This window comes from Burkholderia sp. AU45251 (assembly GCF_030482905.1).
GTDB lineage: Bacteria > Pseudomonadota > Gammaproteobacteria > Burkholderiales > Burkholderiaceae > Burkholderia > Burkholderia aenigmatica.
The window spans coordinates 1,311,782-1,335,921 of sequence record NZ_JAUJQH010000001.1 but is presented as its reverse complement, the minus strand read 5'-3'; the positions used below and the strand labels follow the sequence as shown (position 1 = coordinate 1,335,921).

Genomic DNA, 24,140 nt, shown 5'->3' with positions numbered 1-24,140 from the left:
CCGTCGATGCGATTTTCGTAGGGGCATGTTGCTGCGGCGCACGGTAGCTTCCGTCAAACCGGCGCCACGATTTCTCGCGGCCGCAATATACTGGCGTGCGTTCGATCGGCCAACGGTCGGTTCGGGGCAGTGCAACGCCGATGTCGATGGTCGGCTGCGACTGCCCGCCGCTGCCAGCCTGCCGCTTCGCGCGGATCGTGCCCGAAGCGGCCAGGCCCGGCGCGATGCCATTTCATGTCACGTTGCGCCAACACGAGCTACACGTCATGCCAGTTACCGGATTCAATCACTACAATCTGCGGGCGGATCGGCCGACACTCGATGCACTCCGCGATTTCTACGTCGACATCGTCGGCTTGCGGGAAGGGTTTCGCCCGCCGTTCAAGCGTTTCGGGTACTGGTTGTATGCGGGCACGCAGGCCGTGCTGCATCTGACGGAAGCGCGGCCGGACGAGTCTCGTCCGTCAAACGTCGTCAATACGTTCGATCACGTTGCGTTTTCCTGTGCAGACGCCGATGCAATGGCGCTTCATCTGACCGAGGCCAACGTGGCATTCAGGCGCGAGCACGTTCCGCTCACGGGGCAAGTGCAGATTTTCTTCCGCGATCCGGCGGGCAACGGCGTCGAGTTGAATTTCGCGCAAGCCGAATGACCGCGCCGGGCGTTTGCCTTCGAGCGACGCATGCGTGGTTGGTCGCGCGCCAGGGCTGATCGTTTCGGAACGGCGACCGCTCCGTCACCGGCGTGCCGGAAACAGGAAAAAATCGACCGGCACGTAATCGGTTCGGCAAACGCCGGCCGGGCTACCCGATCTTCGACGGCGGCTCGAATCCGGAGCTGACGCGGGCGATGCGACCGCAGCATCAAAATCGATGACATTCGGCGATCGGCTAGCGCTTGACGCTTCACAGCGAGCGCGCCAGATCGCAATGAATCTGCAGGCTTTCGGTGGCGTTGCGGTGAATCTGAAACCCGTGCCGCATCAGCGCGGCCTGGATCTGCGCGAGGGCCGACGCGCATTGCCGCACGCGGTGCTGTTGCCAGAACGGCGGCGTGAATACGCCCAGCGGCAACATCCGTACGCGCCGGCCGTTCAAACTGAATGAAACGTCGATATGCGTTCCATCGACATCGTGTCCGTTGCTGCCGAAAATATCGGCCAGTTCGTCGCGGCGGGCGGGATAGAGCAGGCGGAACGTGGCGATGCCCAGTGCGCGAAACTGACGACGGGCAAAACCGAGCCCGGACGCTCGCGGCTCGTAGCCGCGCGTCAGGATCAGGCTGATCCCGGCGGGCAACCCGGTCTGGATCGCCTGCAGCTTGCCGAGGACATGCGCATCCACGTGGACGTGTCGCGCAGGCCAGCGCGGCCGGATCTGCACGCCGGCGTGGACACCAGGCGGCAGCGTGAGCAGATTCGAATGCATCGTCAGGCTATCCATATCATGGGCTCAATGGGCCATAGGAGCGGGCCGCTGCGGGGTCATGCCGCCTTCGAGCATGCTGGCGCGTGCCGATATCAGCCAGCCGTCGGTTCAGCGGCTCAGTCGGGCATGGCGCCGGCGCGTCGGAAGATCGACCGCCCCGAATACGTCGGCAGTCACTCCAGCGGCGGCGTGCTGGAACGCCGGCAATATAAACCGACCATGTTATCCCGGCGCCGACCCGGCGGACGAGGGTCGCGCTGACTTCGACGATCGGGTTCGGCCATGAGCAGAAGGTCGACGTCGCCAGTTGGATCGTCGACAATGAGCGCCGCAACGCTTCCGTCCAACGCGCCGCACGGATCTTGAGGGTAGAGAGCCTGCGGCAGCACTACCCGCTACGAGAGGGAAAATGGGCCGCCTACGAATGACAATGGCATCGATTCGTATCATTGGCGACGATCTCCACCCGGATGAAATTACAAGCCTGCTCCGTTGTACCCCGACAGAGTCTCAATCGAAGGGTGACGAACTGGTCGGCAAAAAAGACGGGCGTTTACGCATCGCTGCATTCGGACGCTGGTCGTTGAAGGCTCCTGCACAAGAACCGGGTAACCTGAACGCACAGGTCGCTTGGCTGTTGACTGCAACAACGGGCGATCTCGATGCGTGGCAATCAATTGCCGCACGTTACAAAGTCGATCTATTTTGTGGTCTCTTCATGGATCAGTGGAACGACGGTGAATCCATCTCCGCTGCCTCCCTGTTAGCGCTAGGATCACGACACATTCAGCTGGATCTCGACATATACGGGGCCGCCATTGACGAGCCAGAAGGCTCGAGCAAAATGTCCAACGTCCGTTTATAGGCGACGCGACTGTCCCTTGTAGGTCGATCAGGGGCATCTGCGGCGGTCGATAGTCGGCCATGAAGAAACGTTCGACACCCGTGTCCAGATCGTTGACACCTAAGCGGTAGGCCTATGCCACCTTCAGCCAATCACGTGTGCAACCGACTGTTCGCCACCGAACATCGACAGCGCCTCGCGGTCAGCTATGCCCTGAAATTCTTGCCGAGACAGTTGCTCAGTGTGTAGTAGTGCCGGAAGACGTAATGCAGCGGTTGCCATCGTTCGATATCAATTCGGCCGGCTGGCGTGAGCAAACCAGTATGGACGTGGATTCGCAAAGGCTTCAACTCTGCGGCAACCAGCTCATGGCCGTTCCCGATCTTGTGCATGCGTACGACGCTTGCTTCGATCTGAATCGGACACTCCTCAACCCTATGGGGTGCTATACATTCACTTGCTTTCGCATTCAAATCTGCGCGTCGAAATTTGTCGCGCTCAAATCGGTAGCCCATCTGCTTTTTGTTGTCTGGAACATCTTCGGAGCCCGTCGTCGCGGCGATCGCTTCGACGTTCTTCCACAGCGAAGCATCCGGCAAGTTGAGCACCGCTTCTGGACGCTGGAGAATGTTGCTATAGCATTGGCCTGCCGTACTCAACCCGATCAAGAGCGTATCCGATAACGCCCAGTATGAAGAAATAGGACTCAGGTTGGTCGCCCCATCGGGATTCACGCTGGATATTAGCGCCACGGGAGTTCCGAAGTACAGGACAGGTAGTTCGACAACGTCTGTTCGCATTGCGCTCTCGCAAAGTTTGATTCCGCCCATTCTCGACGCGATACTCGGCGATACGTTTCAGTCCGCGATGAAATATCGGCGTCGAGGGCTCGTCGCACTACAAGAGAGGGCGCCGACGAATGTCCGCTCCGAGGAATATCGAAGAGCGGCTCAGGGTCGATCAGGGTCATCTGCGGAGGTCGACTGTCGGCCATGACGATTCACCCGCGACTTCCGAGGTCAGGACGCTCGGACGTCGCCGCATACTTCGCAAACGATCGTTGGACGTCGACGGTGGAGCGTCGCTCAATCGTCGTGTTGACGAGAGATTTCGCGAAAGGCCGACACCCTGCGCCGATCTCGAGCGCGAGATGACTTTCGCCGCGCGTCATGCGGTGCACCGGGTCACCCGGTTCCACCGTTCGGGCTGCGCTCATTCTCTTCACCTCGATACATGCGCTGACATGACACGCGATCTGCGGCGATGCGGGTATCGCACACGACGCAATCATTGGCCCGCTGGCGGCTGATTCGCTTTCTATACTGTTTATGTTGCCGAGTTATCAAGGGCATGCGTGCGTCAGCAACGCACACGTCCGACAAATCCCGGGGTAAACGAAAACTGCACCTGCCGCAAACGCTTGCGGCCGGTCGGTGAAGTTCGTCCCGTGCATGGACGGGATAACGTGGATGGGCTCCTTAACCATCGGAGGCAATATGGCGACATACATCGTATTGATGAATTGGACCGATCAGGGCGCGCAGTCGGTGAAAGACACGGTCCAGCGAGCGAAATCGTTTCAGGAAGGGGCGCAGGCGATGGGCGTCACCGTCAGCTCGCTCAAATGGACACTCGGGCCTTACGACATCGTCGCGACACTCGATGCGCCCGACGACGAAACCGCGACGCGGCTGGGACTGATGGTGGCGCAATTAGGCAATGTTCGAACCGTCAGTATGCGTGCTTTCGGCGAGGCGGAAATGGAGAGGATCGTCGGCGGCATGAAGTGAAGCCTTGACGCGCGAGATGCAACAGCCATCGACCGAGATGAAGCAGGCGTCCTGGAAGCCGGCCGGTTGCCGTCGCATCGTGGCGTCACGGGCATGGCTCACGCGCCACGCGCATCGTGCAGGCAAAGGCCAACGATGCGGGCGGCAAGCGTGTAGCGTGACGCCATTCTCGCGCGTCTCGACATGAGCCAGGTGCCTGCGCTGCGATGCTCCCGGTGGTCGATCAACGACAAGGAACGGCGCCGCTTATACGGGAGGGTTGTATGAGCGGGCAGCTTTTCTGCGCGACATCGGTAACCGGGTCACTGCCGGCATCCTCGCACCTCGCGACGAAACGTTCGAAATCATCCGTCTAATCATTGTTGCCATTACCGGGCCGCACTCGGGCTGTTTTCACGTCCGCGTCGGCCGCCGCTCAGGTGGGCTCAGGTGCTGGCATGCTGACGTTCGCCAGCGTTGGCGAGAAACGCGATCGCAGACGCCGCCGTATCGGCAAGACGATAGGTGTCCGCACCGAATACTTGTCCGCGAGTGGCCGTACCGAGCGACCGTTTGGCTCTGATATCTGCCGTCGTGCGTCTGACGAGCCGACCGTCGGCCAGGAACGGTCTTTCGACAGAAGCGTCTATTTCGTCGAAAATTGCCGATTGCGGACGGACATCGAAAAGGGGCATCTGATGCATCTCAATCCAGACCATTATTTGCAGACCGATGCCGGCCGGGTCTTTACGATTGAACGTAACGCTGCGGCATGGGAACAGTTGTACGCGGATTTGTCAGCGGCGCTCCTGACGGACCGGCGACGGATAGTCATGGTGATAGGGGTTCAAGGAGCGGGGAAATCAACCTGGACCCAGAACCAGGTATCGACATCAAACGACGCCATCTACGTCGATTCGACGTTCGCAACTGCGAATCGCCGCTCGAACGTTATTGCAATTGCAAAAGCAGCCGGGGTCCCGATCTCTGCGGTGTGGCTGAAGGTCGAGTTGGAGACCGCGCTTCGCCGTAACAGAAACCGACCGATCGACGAGATAGTTCCCGACGCCGCTGTCGAGAACGTCTTCAAAATCTTCGAGCCGCCATCGCTCAGCGAGGGCTTCCGTGAAGTGGTCATTCTCGGCGATGCATTCGATTCCATTCAGCGGATCAGCGATCACCGCCCCGGTTGTTAAAGGCCGGCTTTGGGGAAGCATGATCGGCCGCTTCGGGTCGTTTCGAGCCGATAACGGACCACCGGGGAGGTATCCGACGGCGTTCGGTCCGGCCACGATGAGCCGTTCACGACCGGTGCCCGCATTGGCGCTTGAGCGTCGGCATGACGCTTGCGGCGATACGCTCGAAACTTGTTCCGCGGTCTACCGCCCCCGATTGTCTTGATCGCCGTGCTTGCCGTGCAGCAAAATGCGTGTCCTGTCGCCCGGGCGGCCCCGATGCGTGGCGCGCGGGAAGGCGTGAACCTCCCGATCATGGGGCGCAAACGTCGGCTGCCAGGCGGCGTGTTGTGCCGTCCGGATTTGCGGCACCTGCCCGGGTGCGGCCCGTGCGACGATGTGCGATGACTGAAATGAGAGATGGAATGACGACACCATTCGACGAGGCAACCACGGCGGCGATCGCCGCGTTTGCCCAACTGGATTTCTACACGGCTGTGCAAGCGATGCGCGCCGAGGCCGATTACGACCGCGAACTGGATCAGTGGATCTCGCGCTACATCGACGAGGACGGCGGCGGCGTGGACGATGCGGCGTACGACGCCTTGCACGCGCAGGCCCAGGCAACCCCGGAATACGCGCAGTTCGTCGATGCGGTTCGCCGGGAAATCCTGGAATACTTCGGCGTGACCGACGATCAACTGGACTGGATGGTCGTGCTGCGCAATGACGACAGCGACGAGCTGTGGGCGGAAGTCAACCGGCAGCGGAGCGCACTGGGCACCGGTGAAGTGCGCGGCGATCTCTGATCATCGCTTGCCATTGAGGGCTCGAGTCGTGCCGGGTGCGGGGCTGGCGTCAGATCAGTCACGCGGTGCGCCGGGCGCTCCGTTGCTGCAACCGATCCGCTAACGGGGGAGAAGCCATAGGATCTCCGGAACGCGTGGCCGTTGTGCGTTGACACGTCCTCGGAGGTGCAACGGCTCGACTGGCAGCAATGGGTTGCGGATTCAACCCGCCGACGCCCCGATTTCTCATTGAGCGCGCCGGCACGCGCCGCTACGAATCGGCCGCCGTTGTGCCACATGACGCACGCTGGCCTTCGCCACCTCAAAAAATCGACCGTCCCGAATAAGTCGTCAGCCACTCCAGCGCCAGCTGGCCTGCCAGCGAGTTCCCGTTCGCATCGAGCCCCGGCGCCCACACGCACACGGCCATTTCGCCGGGCAGCACCGCGACGATCCCGCCGCCGACACCGCTTTTAGCCGGCAGCCCGACGCGGTACACGAAGTCCCCGGCCGCGTCATAGGTGCCGCAGGTCAGCATCAGCGCGGACAGTCGCTTCGCGGAACTCGAATCGACGATCCGCTCACCGGTGACCGGCGCTACACCGCCGTTCGCGAGGAACAACGCGGCGCGCGCGAGCTCGACGCAGTTCATCGTGATCGCGCACTGGCGGCAATACGCGTCGATCACCGTGTCGGGCGGCATCTGCATGTTGCCGAAGCTCGCCATGAAGTGCGCCATCGCGCGGTTGCGCTCCGCGTGCTGCAGCTCCGACTGCGCGACGCGCGAATCGTAGTCGATGTCGTTCGTGCCGATCAGCCGCCGCACGAATTCGACGAGTGCCGTCTCGGCCTTCACGAAGCGTCGGCACAGCACGTCGGTGACGACCAGCGCGCCCGCGTTGATGAACGGATTGCGCGGCTTGCCGCGCTCGCTTTCGAGCTGGACCAGCGAGTTGAACGCGTTGCCGGACGGCTCGCGGCCGACCCGTTCCCACAGTTCGTCGCCCAGCAGCTGGAACGCGAGCGTGCACGCGAACAGCTTCGAGATGCTCTGGATCGAGAAGCGCTCGTGCGCGTCGCCGACCGTGCAAACGTTTCCGTCCAGCGTGACGACGGCCATCCCGAACTTGTCGGCGGGCACTTTCGCGAGCTCGGGAATATAGTCGGCGACCCGCCCCTGGCCAATCCAGGGGGCAAGTTCGGCGTGGATGCGTTCGAGGATCGATTGATAATTCATCAAGTCAGGCGGGCAGGGCATGGCCCGGATTCAGGCGAGCCCGTATGGAACCGTCCCGGCGCCGATTCGTCAAGCATGGCCGTTATCGCACCCTTATTTTCAAGACCTCTAAACAGGCAATCGGCGGGCGCAGTATCATGCGGTACGTTTCGGCCGATGGCCGGCGTCCGGCACCGGCCGGCGCCGTCGCGGCTTCCCCGATGATTCGAACGCTGCCCATGTCTTTTCGCATCCTGCTCGTCGAAGACGACACCCGCCTGTCCACGCTGATCGCTGGCTACCTGCGCAAGAACGACTATGAAGTCGACACTGTGCTGCATGGTGACGCCGCGGTGCCGGCGATCCTGTCCATTCGCCCCGATCTCGTCATTCTCGACGTGAACCTGCCGGGCAAGGACGGCTTCGAAATCTGCCGCGAGGCGCGCAAGCAGTACGACGGCGTGATCATCATGGTGACGGCCCGCGACGAGCCGTTCGACGAACTGCTCGGCCTCGAGTTCGGCGCGGATGACTACGTGCACAAGCCGGTCGAGCCGCGCATCCTGCTCGCGCGGATCAAGGCCCAGCTGCGCCGCGCGCCGGCGCGCGTGGCCGAGAGCGCGGCGCCGCAACCCGAGCGCTACGCGTTCGGCAAGTTCTCGATCGACCGCACCGACCGTTCCGTCGTGCTTCCCGACGGCAGCACGCCCGACCTGACGTCGGCCGAATTCGACCTGCTGTGGGCGCTCGTGTGCCATGCGGGCGAAGTCGTCAGCCGCGACGACCTGATGCTGCAGTTGCGCGGCGTCGAATTCGACGGCCTCGACCGCACGATCGACGGGCGCATCTCGAAGCTGCGCCGCAAGCTGCGCGACGACGCGAGCAACCCGCAGCGGATCAAGACGATCCGCAGCAAGGGTTATCAATTCAGCAAGCACGCGTGGGAATGACGCGGCCTTCGTGCGACGCCGTCACGTTCCGCGCGGGTATTCCACCCGCCGGCCGGGAGCCGAGATGATCCGACGAACCCGTTCGCACCCCGATGCACCGCCGCTGCCGACCCTGCGCTATGTCAAATGGCGCTGGCTGCATTTCCGCCGCGCGTGGACCGACACGCGCGCCGACCGTATTCCGAGCTGGTCGCGCCTTTACGTGCGCACTTACCTGCATCTGCTCGGCCTCGTGCTGCTGACCGCGCTCGTGCCGGCGCTCGCGCTGTGCGTCGAATTGTCGCCGCAGGTCGTGTGGCATGCGTTCGACTCGCTGCCCGGCGACATCTGGATCGTGCTCGTGTTCGTATTCGCCGCGCCCGCGCTGGCGGCGTACCGGTGGATGCGGCCGGTGTGGTCGGATCTCGTGATGGTGCGCGAGCGCGCGATCGATTTCACGGGCGGGCGCTTCAACACCCGCGCACGCGAATCGCACAGCGTGATCATCGGCCCGCTCGCGCGGACGCTGAATGCGCTCGCGATACGCATGGAACGGCTGATCGCCGCGCAGCGCGATCTGACCAACGGTATCTCGCACGAGCTGCGCACGCCGCTCGCACGCGTGCGTTTCGCGCTCGAAATGCTGCGCGAGCCGGGTTCCGCGGCCGAATATCAGGCGGCGCTCGAGAGCATCGCGCAGGACGTGACCGAGCTCGAGGAACTGATCGACATGAGCCTCACGTTTGCACGGCTCGAATACAGCTCGCTGCAGTCGAACCTCGAGATGACGGCCCCCGTCGCGTGGTTCGAGCATCAGGTCAACGATGCGCAACTGCTGTATCCGGAACGGGCGATCGACGCGCACATCGCGATCGCGTCGGACCTGCGCGTGAAGATGGACCGGCGGCTGATGTCGTACGCGATGCGCAACCTGTTGCGCAACGCGAGCAAGTACGCGAAATCGCGGATCATCGTCGGGATCTCGCTCGTGCACGGCAACATCGGGATCTTCGTCGAGGATGACGGCCCCGGCGTGCCGGAAAGCGAGCGCGAGCGCATCTTCGACGCATTCGTGCGCCTCGACCGCCGCACCGGCGGCTATGGCCTCGGCCTGTCGATCACGCGGCAGGTACTGCATGCGCACAACGGCCGGATCGCAGTCGTCGATCCGGTCGAGCTGGGCGGCGCGCGCTTCGAGATCAGCTGGCCGGTCTAGCGATACGCCGCACGCGCCCCAACCGTCGACAGCAGCAACCGCACGACCGCACACAGCCGCGCGCGCCGGATTCGGGCGCGTCGCCGGCCTTTCCCGCCGTACCGTTCCCGTATCGATGCCTTCCCGCCGCGCCGTCGCATGACGATTCGTTTGCAGCGCGTGCGCGCTTTGCATTACGATTGCAATTGCAACTATATGGGCGGGCCGGTCCGTGCAGGCGGAGGCGGGCGGCCCGCGACGCAGCAGAGAAGCCGGGGCCGCCATGATGGCTGCCCCCTTGTTCATGCATTCCTGTCCGGGTCATACATCATGCGGCTTTTGAATATCGTGTCATCTCCTCGCGGCGCCAGGTCGGCTTCGATCGCGGTCGCCAATGCCTTTGTCGATGCGTACCGGGAGACGGGCGCAACGATCGACGTCGATACGCTGAATGTCTGGGAAGAAGACTTGCCGGATTTTGGCAGCGACGCGATCGGCGCCAAGTACAAGGGCGTCGCAAACGCGCCGATGGATGAGGCGGAACAGTCGATCTGGCGGCGCATCCAGTCGCTCGTGAAGCGCTTTCAGGAAGCGGACCGGATCGTCGTCGGCGTGCCGATGTGGAATTTCGGCTATCCGTACAAGCTCAAGCAACTGATCGATCTCGTCAGCCAGCGGAACATGCTGTTTACGTTCGACGGCAACGCCTACGCGCCGCTGCTGGAGATTCCGCGCGCGCTGGTCATCCATGTGCGCGGACAGAGCCAGGACGCCGGCGCGGGCGCCGACAATCCCGGGTTCCGGCATCAGGCCGACTACATCGAATTCTGGTTGAGGTTCATTGGCGTGAGCGAGGTCAGGAGCCTGACCGTCGAACACACGTGGGGGGCGCGGGCCAGCGACAGCCTCGAGCGGGCGCAAGCCCGGGCGGTCGCGATGGCCGCGGCGTTCTGATCCGGGCGCGCGGCGCGACGGATGGGCGGATGCCGCCGAAGCGGCATCCGCATACGCTCATCAATACGTGCGGCCGAGCTGCAGGTAGAAGTTGCGGCGGCCGCCGGGCGCGAGCGCCACGCCGATGTAGACGGGCCCGAACGCGGTCGACAGGCTCGTGAAGAACGTATAGCTCTGCTTGAGGGCGCCGCCGCCGATCTGCTGGCCGCTCGACCAGACGTTGCCGACCTCCGCGCTGGCGCCCACCGACAGCGCCTTGATCGGCGACGCGTTGAACGTCATCAACTGGTTCATGTAGGTCACCTGCGCGTACGCGAGCTCGTTGCCGTTCAACTGGTCGGCCGCATACGCGGACAGATGCTGGAAGCCCCCGAGCGTGAAGTTGAACGCGTTGATCAGGTTGGTGCCGCCGATGCTCTTGCCGCCTTCGATCGTCGCGCTGATGCTGTGCCGGCCGAACTGCTGCGCCACCATCGCCTTGCCGTAGATCTCGGTGTAGGGCGCGTTGTTGATGCTGTCGTCGAACGCCTGCGCCGAGCCCCCGTTGCGCGACACCAGCGAGCGCTCGATGCGCAGCTCGGTGAAATAGCCCTTGCGCGGGAACAGCGGATCGTCGAGCTGGTCGATGACGAGCCGCGCGCGCGCGATCAGCGCCTGCGACGTGAAGCTTGGCCACAGCAGCGTCTGGCCGCTGCCGTCGTCGAACGGCAGGTTGTAGGTCGGCGAGCCATGCCCGGTGACGTAACCGATACCGATCCGGAAATCGCCGAGCCGCGCGATCGGCAGGCCGAGATCGAGCCCGGCGCGCGTCGTCTGCATCAGGTACTGGTTCAGTTTCACGTTGCCGCTGTCGTCATACAGGTTCGCGTAGCGGCGCTGGTATTCCGCGTACGGCGACAGATAGACGCCATAGGCCATCGACAGCGGCTGGCGGAACTCGATGCGCGCCGATTGCAGGTCGCTGCCGATCGTCGTGTCCGCGCGGAATTCGAGCCCCGAATCGGTGAGCCACGGCCGCCGGTAGCCGACGTGCAGGCGGAAACCGCCCTCATCGGTCGAACTGCTCGACATGCCGAGCCCGAACAGCAGGAAATTCGGCCCCCAGTATTTCTCGCGCGCGTTGATTTCGAGCACGTTGTCGTCGCCGTGGCTCACGATCTGCTGCGTGACGCTTTCGAAGTTGCCGCCCGTCGTCAGCCCGAGCAGGTCCTGGCTGACTTCCTGCGGATCGTAGATGTCGCCGGGCTTCACGTGCAATGCGTTGCTGACGACCCGCTTCGGCACGCCGCCGCTCGTCTGGATCTCGATGCGCGTGATCCGGATCGGCGGCGGCAGCGGCTGCGCGTGGGCCGACCGGTACGCCGCGTACTGTTCCGGCGTGAGCGCGAAGCGCTGCAGTTTCGGCAGCGCCGCGGTCGCGGCGGCCGCGCCGGCGGCGATCGCCTGCTTCGCGTTCTGGAAATCGGTGAACGCGAGCGAGCCGAGGTCCGGCGTGAGCAGTACGTCCTGCGCGTCGAGCTGCTTGCGCTGCGCGGTCACGTTCTGGCGGATCAGGATGCCGACCATCTGTTGCATCACGTCGGCGGGCGATGCGAGCGCATCGAGCGGGCGCAGTTGCGAGCCGATGTCCACCGCGATCACGACGTTCGCGCCCATCTGCCGCGCGGTGTCGACGGGCAGGTTGCTGACGAGCCCGCCGTCCACGAGCGCGCGCCCGTTGATCTCGGCGGGCGCGAACAGGCCCGGCATCGCCATGCTCGCGCGGATCGCGAGCGGCAGCGAGCCGTGGTCGAGCACCACCATCTGGCCCGTCTGCAGGTCGGTCGCGACCGCGCGGTACGGGATCGGCAGGCGGTCGAACGGCTGGTTGGTCGGCACGGCGGCCGTCCAGTTCGCGAGCAGCGCCTGCAGCCGGTTGCCCTGAACGAGACCGACCGGCGCCTTCACGCCGTTCTTGCCGAAGCCGAGCGTCAGCCCGTTGATGTACAGGCGTTCGTCTTCCCGGCTGGTTTGCGGCAGGTCCGCGCGGTCCGTCACGTCGAACGCGATGTCCGCGAGGTTGACCTCCGACAGCCGCTTCTGCATCTCGCCGGCAGCCATGCCGCTCGCGTACAGGCCGCCCACCACGGCGCCCATGCTGGTGCCCGCGATGCAGTCGATCGGGATGCGGTTGTCCTCCAGGACCTTCAGGACCCCGAGATGTGCGTAGCCGCGCGCGCCGCCGCCGGACAGCACGAGACCGATCGACGGCCGGCCGGCCGGGCCGCCGTCGGCCTCGCAGGTGTGCCCGGATGCGGCGGGCGTGGCAGCCGGCGCGCTGGCGGCGCTGGCCTGGGCGGCGGCGGATTCGGCGGCCGGCAGCGGTTGTGCTGCGACCGTGCAGCACCAGAAGGCGACGAGCGTCGTGCAAAGCGGGCGCACCCGCGCCCAGCGGAAGGAAACGGTCGCTGTCATGGTGGAAATACCTGGCGTGATCGGGCGTCTGAGGCCTGCCGGGAGCAGGCAAGACCGAGAGATTACCGTGTTTTACAGACACCATGCGAGAGGCTGTTGCGTAGCGGGATGCGTCCTGACCGGCATTTTTGACAATTTCGTCGCGAAATAATCATCGGAATTGCCTAAAGTATCGGAACGATTTGCCGCTAAGGCCTTGATGGGGCTGCATGAACGCACTGCGGAAATGCGGCGCGGCTGTCCTGGTTCGTTCGCTTACAAAGGTTTGATATGTCGACACCGCTGTTCGGAAAGTTGTTTGCGCAACCCGTTGCGATCGACCCTGGAACGGCGAGTACGCGGATTTATACGCACGAACGCGGCGTGGTACTGAACCAGCCGTCGGTCGTCTGCTTCCGCAAGGCCGGCGCGACCGACGCGCGGCCGACGCTCGAGGCCGTCGGCGAGCTCGCGAAGGCGCTGCTCGGCCGCGAACCGGGGCATCTCGAAGCCGTGCGGCCGATGCGGCACGGCGTGATCGCCGATGCGCACGCGGCCGAGCAGATGATTCGCAGCTTCATCGACATGTCGCGCACGCGTTCGCGCTTCGGTCGCCGCGTGGAAGTCACGCTGTGCGTGCCGTCCGACGCGACCCCCGTCGAGCGCCGCGCGCTCCGCGAGGCCGCGTTCGCGGCGGGTGTATCGGAGGTCGAACTGATCGAGGAATCGCTGGCGGCCGGGCTCGGCGCAGGCCTGCCGGTGACCGAGCCGGTCGGCTCGATGGTCGTCGATATCGGCGGCGGGACGACCGAGGTCGCGGTGATCGCGCTTGGCGGCATCGTCTATCGCGAGGCGATTCGCGTCGGCGGCAACCAGTTCGACGCGGCGATCGTCAACCACGTCCGCAACCTGTATGGCGTGCTGCTCGGCGAGCAGACGGCCGAACATGTGAAGAAGACGATCGGTTCGGCTACCAGCGCGGTGCCGCGCACCTCGACGCGCGCGGTCGGGCGCAGCATCGGCGACGGCCTGCCGCGCTCGATCGAGCTGTCCAACCACGATGTGGCGGACGCGCTGGCCGCGCCGCTCAAGCAGGTGATCGGCGCGGTGAAGTCGGTGCTGGAAAATGCGCCGGCCGAGCTCGTGACCGACATCGCGCATCGCGGCGTGGTGCTGACGGGCGGCGGCGCGCTGCTCGCGGATCTCGAACGCCTGCTGTACGACGAGACGGGGCTCGTCGCCCGGATCGCCGACGAGCCGGCCACCTGTGCGGTGCGCGGCGCCGGCGAGGCGATGGGGCGGCTCGCGATGTGCCCGGTCGACTGATTCGGGCCGTGCCGGGCCGTGCATCGCGGCGCGGCCATTCATCTTCTTTCGATCTCCGTATTGCCTGCCCGCTTCGCCGGGCACGCTGTTCCGGGCGACCTGCCGGAAGGCCGGCTGCCGTCCGGCATCGGTCCGTCGCGTGGACACCCGAACGCGCACCGTGCTAGCGTTACGCGCCCGTCCGGGGCCGGGCAAGCCGATCCGCCCGACGACCTGAGAGACCGAAAACCTTGAAAAACCACACCAAACGGGGCTTGTTTGCCCGAGCAGGCCGCCTGCTGGCCGTCATCGCGTGCCTCTGGGTTGCCGCGGCCATCGCGCTCGTCGCGTACGGGATGCGGATGCCGAGCGAGCCGGCCGATGTCGCGGTGATTTTCGGCAACGCGCTTGACGAGACCGGCGCGCCGAAGCCCGTGCTCGCCGCCAGGCTCGACGTCGGCGTGCGCTGCTACCGCACCGGGCAGTGTCCGGCGTTCCTCGTCAGCGGCGCGATCGACGGCCCCGGGCTGAACGAGGCGACCGCGATGCGCGACTATCTCGTGGCGCGTGGCGTGCCGGCCGACCGGATCGCCGTCGACGACCAGGGCGACAACACGTTGGCGACTGCGCAGCACACGCTCGCGTACCTGCAGGCGCACCGCGTGTCGCGCGTGCTGATCGTGAGCCAGTATTACCACCTCGCGCGGGTGCGTCTCGCGTTCGAGCGCGTCGGCATTGCACGGGGGAACATCTCGGCCGCGTATCCGGGCCGTTTCCAGTTGCGCGATATCTATTCGAGCTGGCGCGAAGTGCCGGCCTACGCGGTGTATGCGGTGCGGTTGTGGGTGAATCCCGATGCGAAGCCTGTCTCGTTCCGGCCGATGCTTTATCTGATGAGCCTGTTTTCGTAACGCGGTGCGGTTTTTTGATCGACGTGATCGGATAAATGCCGGATATTTTTTGATTTAGTCTGATGAATGCCTGGGGGGTTATTTTGTTCCGATACTTCCCGGGTGTGAAGATATTGCGCTGCAAAAACAAGAATGATAATCAATTTTATATCAGTGTTTTCGCAGGGCAATTAATTACATTGGTTTTGGAAAGATTTAAATTGGCTGACAATGGGCATAAGAAGTTACCTGTTTGAAATGTGCCGATAAGTAAAAAATGCACGCCCGCCAAGCCCCGACCCGACGGGGAAAAGATCGACTGGAAAAGCCTGTTTTTTTGAACTAGCCTTGTCTGACAAAAAGCAGGGCGGTAATCAAATCAACCAGAAAGTCGCTGCAGAAAAACAGGGGCCACCATCATGTCATTCGACTAGTTTTGCATCTGCAATCCCGATCCCGGGATGATTAAAAATTCGCGTTTGAATAAACCGACGTCGCATCGTGACTGCCGGGGCGGATGCTTTTTTCCGTGACTTTCTGCTGCGCGCCGTCGGATGCGGCCGCAATACCAATATCAAAACCAAAGCCAAAAAAGAGGGAAAGCATGGACCTTGCGCGTTCGAAAAAAGCCGGTGAGCCGTTTCCGCGACTGCTGTTGCCCACGGGCGTTTTCCTGGCATTGTCCGGCGCGGGTATCGTGCCTGCCTATGCGACCTGCAGTTCGGCGGGCACGATCGTGACCTGTTCGGGCATCGCGAACCCGTTGGCGCCCAATTACTCGAGCAACCTCAACAACGTCAACGCGACGGTCAACCCGGGCGCGAGCGTCGGCGTGCTGCTTGGCGTTGGCGGCTCGGCGATGTCGCTGACCGGCAACAACGTCACGCTGACCAACAACGGCACGATCGACCCGTCCGCGCTCGGCTCGGGGCTCGGCGTGCTGTCGAGTGGCACGGTGGTCGGCAATGCGGCGGCGAGCCAGGTCTTCGTCACCAACAACGGCACGATGAACGGCTCGACCGGTGTCGTGATCAGTGGCGTGACGGGCATGGCGCTGTCGGTCCAGAACGGCACGGGCGGCACCAGCCACATCAACAACACCGGGTCGATCGGCTCCACCGCGCTGGTCGGTGCGACGCTCACCGGCGCGGATGCGCCCGTGGTCGCCGCGTACGGCGGCGGCGCGGTCGACATGACGAACAGCGGAACGATCACCGGCCGCGTGTCGTTCGGCTCGAACAACTCGCCCGGGCAAGGCAATACGTTGACCAACTCGGGCGTGATCAACGGCAGCGTGTCGATGGGCGCGAACAGCTCGAACACGTTCAACGCGCTGACAGGCTCGTCGGTCAACACGGCGGGCGGTACCGGGGGCGCGTTCAACATCACGGTCGGCCCGTCCACGCTCGGCATCGCGGCGACCGGTACCGTTGACGGCGGCGTGGGCGGCAACAACACCCTCAACCTGCAGCAGGGGGCCCTGGCGAACGGCACGATCGCGGTCAACAACTACATCAACTTCAATCATCTCGACGTGTCGAGCGGCAACTGGACGATCACCGGCGCGTCGTCCGCACAGGACGCGACGCTGTCGGGCGGCGTCGCGATCATCAACGACAACGCGTCGCTCGGCACGGGCCTCATCACCGGCAACGGCGGCGCGCTCCAGGCGGGCACGGCGGGGCTCAACGTCTCCAACACCGTGTCGATCGTCGGCGGACTGACGGTGCAGGGCGCGACCGGGATTACGCTGTCGGGCACAGTCACGGGCGGCGGCGCGCTGACGAAGAACGACGGCGGCACGCTGACGCTGACCGGCGCGAACAACTACACGGGCGGCACGAACCTGAACGGCGGCGGCATCGTGGTCGGCAACAATGCCGCGCTCGGCAGCGGTGCGCTGAACGTCAATGCGTCGGCATCGATCGACACGAGCACGAACGCGACGCTCGGCAACACGGTCAATCTCGCCACCGGCGCGACGCTGACGATCGGCGGCAGCAACAATCTCGGGCTGGCCGGGGCGATCAACGGCAACGGCGGTCTTGTGAAGAACGGCCCGGGGATCACGACGCTGAGCGTCGTGAACACCTACACGGGCGACACGACGATCAACAGCGGCACGCTCGCGCTGAGCGGAGCCGGCAGCCTGTCGGCGGCCGGCACGATCAACCTGACCGGCGTCGGCGCGACGTTCGACCTGAGCACCGCATCGGGTGCGCGGACGATCGGCGCGTTGGCGGGCGCGGCCGGCACGAACGTGGACCTCGGCAACAATTCGCTGACGCTCAACGGTGCCGGCAACGCGACTTATGCGGGCACGATCGGCGGCGCGGGCGGCATCACGATCGCGGGCCCCGGCACCCAGGCGCTGACCGGCACGAACGTCTACACGGGCGGCACGAACCTCAACGGCGGCAACCTCGCGGTTGGCAGCAGCACGTCGCTGGGCTCCGGCGCGGTGAACGTCAACGGCTCGTCGTCGCTCGATGCGACCACCAACGTGTCGCTCGCGAATGGCGTCAACATCGCCACCGGCACGACGCTGACGATCGTCGGCAGCACCAACCTCGGGCTCGGCGGCGCGATTGACGGCGGTGGTGGCATCGTGAAGAACGGCGCAGCGACCACGACGCTGTCCGGCGCGAACACCTACACGGGTGGCACGACGCTGAACGCCGGCGGCCTGGTGCTCGGCAGCAACACGGCACTCGGCACGGGTGCGCTGACCGTCGGCGGCTCGGCGACGCTCGATACGAACGCGACCCTGACGGTCGGCAATGCGATCGATATCGGTACGGGCAATACGCTGACGCTCGGCGGCAGCAACGCGCTCGGACTGAGCGGCGTGATTTCCGGCGCGGGTGCACTCGTGAAGGACGGTGCAGCGACGACCACGCTGACCGGCGCAAATACATACACGGGCGGCACGACGATCAACGCCGGCACACTGGCGCTCGGCGCGGGCGGCAGCCTTGCGGCGACGGGTGGGGTGAACCTGGCCGGCGCGGGCGCGGCGCTCGACCTGAGTGGCGCCACGAGCGCGCAATCGATCGGCGCGCTGTCGGGTGTCGCGGGGACGAACGTGAGCCTCGGCGCGAATGCGCTGACGCTCGGCGGCACCGCGAGCGGCACCTTCAGCGGTGCGATCGGCGGCAGTGGCAGCCTGACGCTGGCCGGCACCGGCACGCAGACGCTGAACGGCGCGAGCACCTACTCGGGCGGCACGAACCTGAACGCCGGCAGCAGCGTGGTGCTCGGCAACAATACGGCGCTCGGCACGGGCGGGCTGAACGTCGCAGGCACGGCAACGCTCGACACGAACGCGAGCCTGTCGGTCGCCAACGCGGTCAATCTTGCGAACGGTTCGACGCTGACGCTAGGCGGCAGCAATGCGCTCGTACTGAACGGCGGCATTTCCGGCGCGGGCGGTCTCGTGAAGAACGGCCTGGCGACCACGACGCTGACGGGCGTGAACACGTACACGGGCGGCACGACGATCAACGCGGGCACGCTGGCGGTGGGCGCGGGCGGCAGCCTGGCGGCGACGGGCGCGGTGAACCTCGCCAACGCGGGCGCGGCGCTCGACCTGAGCACCGCGACGAGTGCCCAGACGGTCGGTGCGCTGTCGGGTGTCACGGGGACGATCGTCAACCTGGGCGGCAACGGGCTGACGCTGGGCGGGACGGCCAGCGGCACCTTCAGTGGCGTGATCGGCGGGGCGGGCAGCCTGACGCTGGCCGGCACCGGCACGCAGACACTGACGGGCGCGAACGTCTATACGGGCGGCACGAACCTGAACAGCGGCGGCCTGGTGCTCGGCAACAGCGGGGCGCTCGGCGGTGGCGCGCTGAACGTCGGCGGCGCGGCGACGCTCGATACGAGCGCGAGCCTGTCGGTCAACAACGCGGTCAACCTCGCCACCGGTGCGACGCTGACGCTCGGCGGCAGCAACGCCCTCACGCTGAACGGCGGCATCACCGGCGCGGGTGCCCTCGTGAAGGATGGCGCGGCGACGACCACGCTGACGAGTGCGGCCAACTACACGGGCGGCACGACGATCAACGCGGGCACGCTGGCGCTCGGTGCCGGCGGCAGCCTGGCGGCGACGGGCGCGGTGAACGTGGCCGGCGCGGGCGCGACGCTCGACCTGAGCGGCGCGACGGGCGCGCAGACGATCGGCGCACTGAGCGGCGTTGCCGGCTCGGCCGTGAACCTCGGCGGTAACGGGCTGACGTTGAGCGGGACCGCCAGCGGCAATTTCGGCGGGACGATCGGCGGCACCGGCGGCCTGACCGTGGCCGGCACGGGCACGCAGACGCTGTCCGGCACGAACACGTACACGGGCGGCACGACGATCAACGGCGGCAGCACGCTGGCACTCGGCGCGAGCGGCAGTCTCGCGTCGACCGGTACGGTGAATCTCGCCGGTGCGGGCGCGACGTTCAACCTGGGTGGCGCATCCGGCGGGCAGACGCTCGGCGCGTTGACCGGGGTGGCCGGCACGAACGTGAACCTCGGCGCGAACGCGCTGACGTTGAGCGGCAGCACCAACGGCACGTTCGGCGGCGTGATCGGTGGCACGGGCGGTGTGACGTTCGCGGGCACCGGCACGCAGGCGCTGACGGGCGCGAACACGTACACGGGCGGCACGACGGTCGGCGCCGGCGGGACGCTGGCGCTCGGTGCGGGCGGCAGCCTGGCCGCAACGGGCGCGGTGAATCTCGCAGGTGCAGGCGCGACGTTCAACCTGAGCGGCGCATCGGGCGCGCAGTCGATCGGCGCGTTGAACGGTGCGGCCAGCACGAACGTGAACCTCGGCGGCAACGGGCTGACGCTGAGTGGAACCGCCAGCGGCACGTTCGGCGGCGCGATCGGCGGTACCGGTGGCGTGACGTTCGCAGGCACCGGCACGCAAACACTGACGGGCGCGAACACCTACACGGGCGGCACGACGATCGACGCTGGCAGCACGCTGGCGCTGGGCGCGGGCGGCAGCCTCGCATCGGGCAGTGCGGTGAATCTTGCCGGCACGGGCGCGACCTTCAACCTGAGTGGTGCGACGGGCGCGCAGACGCTCGGCACGCTGAGCGGCATCGCCGGCACGAACGTGAATCTCGGCGCGAATGCGCTGACGCTGAACGGCAGCACCAACGGCACGTTCGGTGGGGCGATCGGCGGCACCGGCGGTGTGACATTCGCGGGCACCGGCACGCAGACGCTGACGGGCGCGAACACGTACACGGGGGGCACGACGATCAACGGCGGCAGCACGTTGGCACTGGGGGCGGGCGGCAGCCTCGCGTCGGGCGGCGCCGTGAATCTCGCGGGCACGGGCGCGACGTTCAACCTGAGCGGCGCATCGGGCGCACTGACGATCGGCGCGTTGAACGGCGCGGCCGGGACGAACGTGAACCTCGGTGCGAATGCGCTGACGTTGAGCGGGACTGCCAGCGGTACGTTTGGCGGTGCGATCGGCGGCACCGGCGGGGTAACGTTTGCGGGTACCGGCACGCAGACGCTGACGGGTGCGAACGCCTACACGCGCGGCACGACGATCGATGCCGGCAGTACGCTCGCGCTCGGCTCGGGCGGCAGCCTCGCGTCGGGCAGTGCGGTGAATCTCGCCGGCGTGGGGGCGACGTTCAATCTGAGCGGTGCGACGGGTGCGCAGACACTCGGCACGCTGAGCGGTGTCACTGGCACGAACGTGAATCTGGGTGCGAATGCGCTGACGCTGAACGGCAGCACCAACGGCACGTTCGGCGGCGTGCTCGGCGGTACCGGCGGCGTGACGTTCGCGGGCACCGGCACGCAGACGCTGACGGGCGCGAACACGTACACCGGTGGCACGACGATCAACGGTGGCAGTACGTTGGCGCTGGGTGCGGGCGGCAGCCTCGCATCGGGCAGCGCGGTGAATCTGGCCGGCACGGGTGCGACGTTCAACCTCAGCGGCGCGTCGGGCGTGCAGACGCTCGGTGCGCTGACCGGCGCGGCCGGCACGAACGTGAACCTGGGCGCGAATGCGCTGACGTTGAACGGCAGCGGCAACAACACGTTCGGCGGGACGATCGGCGGCACGGGCAGTGTGACGTTCGCGGGCACCGGCACGCAGACGCTGACGGGCGCGAACGCTTACACGGGTGGCACGACGATCAACGGCGGCAGCACGTTGGCGCTGGGGGCAGGCGGCAGCCTCGCATCGGGCAGCGCGGTGAATCTGGCCGGCACGGGCGCAACGTTCAACCTGAGCGGTGCATCGGGCGCACAGGCACTCGGCGCGTTGAACGGCGCTGCCGGCACGAACGTGAATCTCGGCGCGAACGCGCTGACCTTGAGCGGAACCGCCAGCGGCACGTTTGGCGGTGCGATCGGCGGCACGGGTGGCGTGACGTTCGCGGGCACCGGCACGCAGACGCTGACGGGCGCGAACACCTACACCGGCGGCACGACGATCGGCACCGGCAGCACGCTGGCGCTGGGCGCGGGCGGCAGCCTCGCATCGGGTAGCGCGGTGAATCTCGCCGGCGCGGGCGCGACGTTCAACCTGAGCGGCGCGACGGGCGCACAGACCCTCGGCGCATTGAACGGCGCGGCGGGCACGAACGTGAACCTCGGCGCGAATGCGCTGACGCTGAACGGCAGCAGCAACGGCACGTTCGGCGGTGCGATCGGCGGCACGGGTGGCGTGACGTTCGCGGGCACCGGCACGCAGACGCTGACGGGCGCGAACACCTACACCGGCGGCACGACGATCAACGGCGGCAGCACGCTGGCGCTCGGCGCAGGCGGCAGCCTCGCGTCGGGCAGCGCAGTGAACCTCGCCGGCTCGGGTGCAACGTTCAACGTGAGTGGCGCGACGGGCGCGCAGACGATCGGCGCGTTGAACGGCGCGGCCGGCACGACCGTCAACCTCGGCACGAACGCGCTGACCTTGAACGGCAGTGGCAGCGCAGCGTTCGGCGGGACGATCGGCGGGTCGGGCGGCGTGACGGTTGCCGGCAGCGGCACACAGACACTGACGGGTGCCAACACCTACACGGGCGGCACGACCATCAACGGCGGCAGCACGCTGGCACTCGGCGCGGGCGGCAGCCTGGCATCGGGCAGCGCAGTGAATCTCGCGGGCACGGGGGCGACGTTCGACGTGAGCGGCGCGACGGGCGCGCAGACGATCGGCACGTTGAACGGCGCGGCCGGCGCGAGCGTCAATCTCGGCGCCAATGCGCTGACGTTGAACGGTAGCGGCAACGGCAGTTTCGGCGGGACGATCGGCGGGGCGGGCGGCGTGACGATCGCCGGCACCGGTATTCAGACGCTGACGGGGGCGAACACCTACACGGGCGGCACGACGATCGCGGCCGGTGGCGCGCTGCAACTCGGCAACGGCGGCACGTCGGGCAGCGTCGCCGGCAATGTCGTCGACAACGGCGCACTGATCGTCAATCAATCCGGCAACGTGACGATGGCAAGCGTGCTGTCCGGTGCGGGTTCGCTGACGCAGGCCGGCAGCGGGCAACTGACGTTGACGGGCACCAGCACGCTGAGCGGCCCGACCACGGTCAGCGCGGGCACGCTCGCCGTCAATGGTTCGCTCGGCCAGTCGACCGTGACCGTGCAGAACGGTGCGACGGTCACGGGCACCGGCACGATCGGCGGCCTCGTGGTGCAGGGCGGCGCGACGGCGGCCGCGCCGCAGCCTGGCGCGGCGCTGAACGTGGGCGGCAACGTCACGTTCCAGCCGGGCTCGACCTTCCAGGTCGCGGCCTCGCCGCAGCAAAGCGGCAGCCTCGCGGCGGGCGGCACGGCGACGCTGAACGGCGGTACCGTGCAGGTGCTCGCGAACCAGAGCGGCTACCAGCCGAGCACGACCTACACGATCGTGACCGCGGCGTCGGGCGTGCAGGGCGCGTTCAGCCAGGTGAATGCGAACTACGCGTTCCTCGCGCCGACGCTCAGCTACGACCCGAATCACGTGTACCTGCGGCTGGTCGAGAACGGCACGTCGCTGCCCGACGTCGCGACGACGCCCAACCAGCGCTCGGTCGCGACCGCGCTCGGCGGGCTCGGCGCCGGCAACCCGCTGTACGACGCGGTGCTGACGACCGACATGGCCACCGCACGCCGCGCCTACGGGCTGCTCGACGGCGAACTGCAGGCGAGCCTGAAGAGCATGCTGCTGCTCGACAGCCGCTATGTGCGCGACGCGGTGACCGATCGCGTCCGTCAGGGCCTCGCGCCCGGATCGGGCCCGCTCGCCGCGCTGTCGTCGGGTGGTGCAGCCCTGTGCGGCGACAACACGGGCGGCGCGGTCGACCCGACGCTGCCGCCGGAGCGCCGGATCGGCTCGCGCGAGGGCTGCTACGGCGGCACGCCTTACCAGCCGGTCGTCTGGGGGCAGGCGTTCGGCGGCCGCAGCCGGCTCACCGGCGACGGCAACGCGTCGACGATCAACCGCAGCATGACCGGCTTCATCGCCGGTGCCGACATGGCGCTCAACGACAAGTGGCGGGCGGGTCTGGCCGCGGGTGTCACGCACAGCTCGCTCGACAACGACCAGAGTTCGTCGGCGTCGGTGAACAGCTACTACCTGTCGCTGTACGGCGGCGCGCAGTACGGTGCGCTCGGTGTGCGCGGCGGCGCGTCGTACACGTGGTACCGGATCAACAGCGACCGTTCCCCGGGCTTCGCGGGCTTCTCCGATCACGACTCGGCCGGCTACGACGCGAATTCGGCGCAGGTGTTCGGCGAAGTCGGCTACGCGCTGCCGGTCGGGCCCGTGGCGATCGAACCGTTCGCGGGCCTCGCGTATGTGAACCTGCATACCGACGGTTATTCGGAAACCGGTGGCGCGGCCGCGCTGCGTGCCGGCGGCGAGACGACCCACGTCGGCTTCTCGACGCTCGGTTTGCGCGCGGCGTCGCAGCTCGGCGCGATCGCGAGCGGCACGTTCACCGCGCGCGGAACGGTCGGCTGGCGGCATGCGTTCGGCAACGTGCGGCCGTCGTCGGCGTTCACGTTCGCGAACGGCGGTACGTCGTTCCAGGTATCGGGCGTGCCGATTGCTCGCGACAGCGCCGTCCTCGAGGCCGGCATCGACGCGAACATCACGAAGCGCCTGACGCTCGGCGTCACGTACAGCGGCCAGTACGGCAGCGGCGTGCGCGACAACGCCATCCTCGGCAACATCCTGTGGAAGTTCTGACCGACG

General features: G+C 66.3%; 16 protein-coding genes. 11 read left to right on the top strand and 5 right to left on the bottom strand.

The window, feature by feature from the left end; translation table 11 throughout:
- Window positions 1–266 precede the first annotated feature (266 nt).
- Window positions 267–653, top strand: coding sequence for a VOC family protein (locus QZM67_RS05900; RefSeq protein WP_043181377.1), 387 nt, complete (start codon window positions 267–269; stop codon window positions 651–653).
- Window positions 654–906: 253 nt separating this feature from the next.
- Here the strand turns inward: QZM67_RS05900 and QZM67_RS05895 are convergent, their stop codons facing one another.
- Window positions 907–1,344, bottom strand: coding sequence for a hypothetical protein (locus QZM67_RS05895; protein WP_301801229.1), 438 nt, complete (start codon window positions 1,342–1,344; stop codon window positions 907–909).
- A gap of 514 nt (window positions 1,345–1,858) precedes the next feature.
- On the opposite strand from QZM67_RS05895, the gene QZM67_RS05890 reads away from it, so the two are divergent.
- Entirely contained in the window at window positions 1,859–2,293 is a 435-nt protein-coding gene (locus QZM67_RS05890) for a DUF4279 domain-containing protein (protein ID WP_301801228.1), read from the top strand.
- Window positions 2,294–2,478: 185 nt separating this feature from the next.
- Here the strand turns inward: QZM67_RS05890 and QZM67_RS05885 are convergent, their stop codons facing one another.
- Window positions 2,479–3,072: a flavin reductase family protein gene (locus QZM67_RS05885; protein WP_301801227.1), complete on the bottom strand. Its 594-nt coding sequence runs from the start codon at window positions 3,070–3,072 to the stop codon at window positions 2,479–2,481.
- Window positions 3,073–3,768: 696 nt separating this feature from the next.
- Between QZM67_RS05885 and QZM67_RS05880 the strand changes: the two genes are divergently transcribed.
- The 3 genes from QZM67_RS05880 (at window position 3,769) to QZM67_RS05870 (ending at window position 6,025) form a co-directional block, all read left to right on the top strand.
- Window positions 3,769–4,062 (top strand): GYD domain-containing protein, encoded by a 294-nt coding sequence (locus tag QZM67_RS05880; protein WP_043181372.1) that lies wholly within the window; start codon window positions 3,769–3,771, stop codon window positions 4,060–4,062.
- 437 nt (window positions 4,063–4,499) lie between these two features.
- The gene (locus QZM67_RS05875; protein ID WP_301801226.1) at window positions 4,500–5,237 is read left to right on the top strand and encodes an AAA family ATPase; all 738 of its coding nucleotides are present in this window, start codon (window positions 4,500–4,502) and stop codon (window positions 5,235–5,237) included.
- Between the two features lie 404 nt (window positions 5,238–5,641).
- Window positions 5,642–6,025, top strand: a complete 384-nt coding sequence (locus QZM67_RS05870) for an ATP-dependent protease (protein WP_175022097.1) — start codon at window positions 5,642–5,644, stop codon at window positions 6,023–6,025.
- Between the two features lie 301 nt (window positions 6,026–6,326).
- Here the strand turns inward: QZM67_RS05870 and QZM67_RS05865 are convergent, their stop codons facing one another.
- On the bottom strand, window positions 6,327–7,241 hold the full coding sequence (locus tag QZM67_RS05865) for a glutaminase (protein ID WP_301801224.1): 915 nt from the start codon (window positions 7,239–7,241) through the stop codon (window positions 6,327–6,329).
- Between the two features lie 218 nt (window positions 7,242–7,459).
- On the opposite strand from QZM67_RS05865, the gene QZM67_RS05860 reads away from it, so the two are divergent.
- From QZM67_RS05860 to QZM67_RS05850, 3 genes are all read left to right on the top strand, one after another.
- A complete protein-coding gene (locus QZM67_RS05860; protein ID WP_043180134.1) occupies window positions 7,460–8,170 on the top strand; it encodes a response regulator in 711 nt (236 codons plus the stop codon).
- Window positions 8,171–8,234: 64 nt separating this feature from the next.
- Window positions 8,235–9,365 carry an ATP-binding protein gene (locus QZM67_RS05855; RefSeq protein ID WP_043180132.1) on the top strand — a complete coding sequence of 377 codons (1,131 nt, stop codon included), beginning with the start codon at window positions 8,235–8,237 and terminating at the stop codon, window positions 9,363–9,365.
- Window positions 9,366–9,674: 309 nt separating this feature from the next.
- On the top strand, window positions 9,675–10,298 hold the full coding sequence (locus QZM67_RS05850; protein WP_175022181.1) for an FMN-dependent NADH-azoreductase: 624 nt from the start codon (window positions 9,675–9,677) through the stop codon (window positions 10,296–10,298).
- A gap of 60 nt (window positions 10,299–10,358) precedes the next feature.
- Here QZM67_RS05850 and QZM67_RS05845 read toward each other — a convergent pair whose 3' ends face one another.
- Window positions 10,359–12,752: a patatin-like phospholipase family protein gene (locus QZM67_RS05845; RefSeq protein WP_301801223.1), complete on the bottom strand. Its 2,394-nt coding sequence runs from the start codon at window positions 12,750–12,752 to the stop codon at window positions 10,359–10,361.
- Between the two features lie 270 nt (window positions 12,753–13,022).
- Here QZM67_RS05845 and QZM67_RS05840 point away from each other — a divergent pair, with 270 nt between their 5' ends.
- Both QZM67_RS05840 and QZM67_RS05835 read left to right on the top strand, forming a co-directional pair.
- Window positions 13,023–14,057 carry a rod shape-determining protein gene (locus QZM67_RS05840; RefSeq protein ID WP_043180125.1) on the top strand — a complete coding sequence of 345 codons (1,035 nt, stop codon included), beginning with the start codon at window positions 13,023–13,025 and terminating at the stop codon, window positions 14,055–14,057.
- 230 nt (window positions 14,058–14,287) lie between these two features.
- On the top strand, window positions 14,288–14,947 hold the full coding sequence (locus QZM67_RS05835; RefSeq protein ID WP_301801222.1) for a YdcF family protein: 660 nt from the start codon (window positions 14,288–14,290) through the stop codon (window positions 14,945–14,947).
- A 444-nt stretch (window positions 14,948–15,391) separates the two neighbouring features.
- Here QZM67_RS05835 and QZM67_RS05830 read toward each other — a convergent pair whose 3' ends face one another.
- The gene (locus tag QZM67_RS05830; RefSeq protein WP_301801221.1) at window positions 15,392–15,589 is read right to left on the bottom strand and encodes a hypothetical protein; all 198 of its coding nucleotides are present in this window, start codon (window positions 15,587–15,589) and stop codon (window positions 15,392–15,394) included.
- Between QZM67_RS05830 and QZM67_RS05825 the strand changes: the two genes are divergently transcribed.
- On the top strand, window positions 15,531–24,134 hold the full coding sequence (locus tag QZM67_RS05825) for an autotransporter-associated beta strand repeat-containing protein (protein ID WP_301801220.1): 8,604 nt from the start codon (window positions 15,531–15,533) through the stop codon (window positions 24,132–24,134). The two genes, QZM67_RS05830 and QZM67_RS05825, sit on opposite strands and share 59 nt — an antisense overlap.
- Window positions 24,135–24,140 lie beyond the last annotated feature (6 nt).

Bases quoted from the DNA above. Each gene is read 5' to 3' on its own strand.
- QZM67_RS05900 (WP_043181377.1), top strand. From the start codon at position 267: ATGCCAGTTACCGGATTCAATCACTACAATCTGCGGGCGGATCGGCCG.
- QZM67_RS05890 (WP_301801228.1), top strand. From the start codon at position 1,859: ATGGCATCGATTCGTATCATTGGCGACGATCTCCACCCGGATGAAATT.
- QZM67_RS05885 (WP_301801227.1), bottom strand. From the start codon at position 3,072: ATGCGAACAGACGTTGTCGAACTACCTGTCCTGTACTTCGGAACTCCC.
- QZM67_RS05880 (WP_043181372.1), top strand. From the start codon at position 3,769: ATGGCGACATACATCGTATTGATGAATTGGACCGATCAGGGCGCGCAG.
- QZM67_RS05875 (WP_301801226.1), top strand. From the start codon at position 4,500: ATGCTGACGTTCGCCAGCGTTGGCGAGAAACGCGATCGCAGACGCCGC.
- QZM67_RS05870 (WP_175022097.1), top strand. From the start codon at position 5,642: ATGACGACACCATTCGACGAGGCAACCACGGCGGCGATCGCCGCGTTT.
- QZM67_RS05865 (WP_301801224.1), bottom strand. From the start codon at position 7,241: ATGAATTATCAATCGATCCTCGAACGCATCCACGCCGAACTTGCCCCC.
- QZM67_RS05860 (WP_043180134.1), top strand. From the start codon at position 7,460: ATGTCTTTTCGCATCCTGCTCGTCGAAGACGACACCCGCCTGTCCACG.
- QZM67_RS05855 (WP_043180132.1), top strand. From the start codon at position 8,235: ATGATCCGACGAACCCGTTCGCACCCCGATGCACCGCCGCTGCCGACC.
- QZM67_RS05850 (WP_175022181.1), top strand. From the start codon at position 9,675: ATGCGGCTTTTGAATATCGTGTCATCTCCTCGCGGCGCCAGGTCGGCT.
- QZM67_RS05845 (WP_301801223.1), bottom strand. From the start codon at position 12,752: ATGACAGCGACCGTTTCCTTCCGCTGGGCGCGGGTGCGCCCGCTTTGC.
- QZM67_RS05840 (WP_043180125.1), top strand. From the start codon at position 13,023: ATGTCGACACCGCTGTTCGGAAAGTTGTTTGCGCAACCCGTTGCGATC.
- QZM67_RS05825 (WP_301801220.1), top strand. From the start codon at position 15,531: ATGGACCTTGCGCGTTCGAAAAAAGCCGGTGAGCCGTTTCCGCGACTG.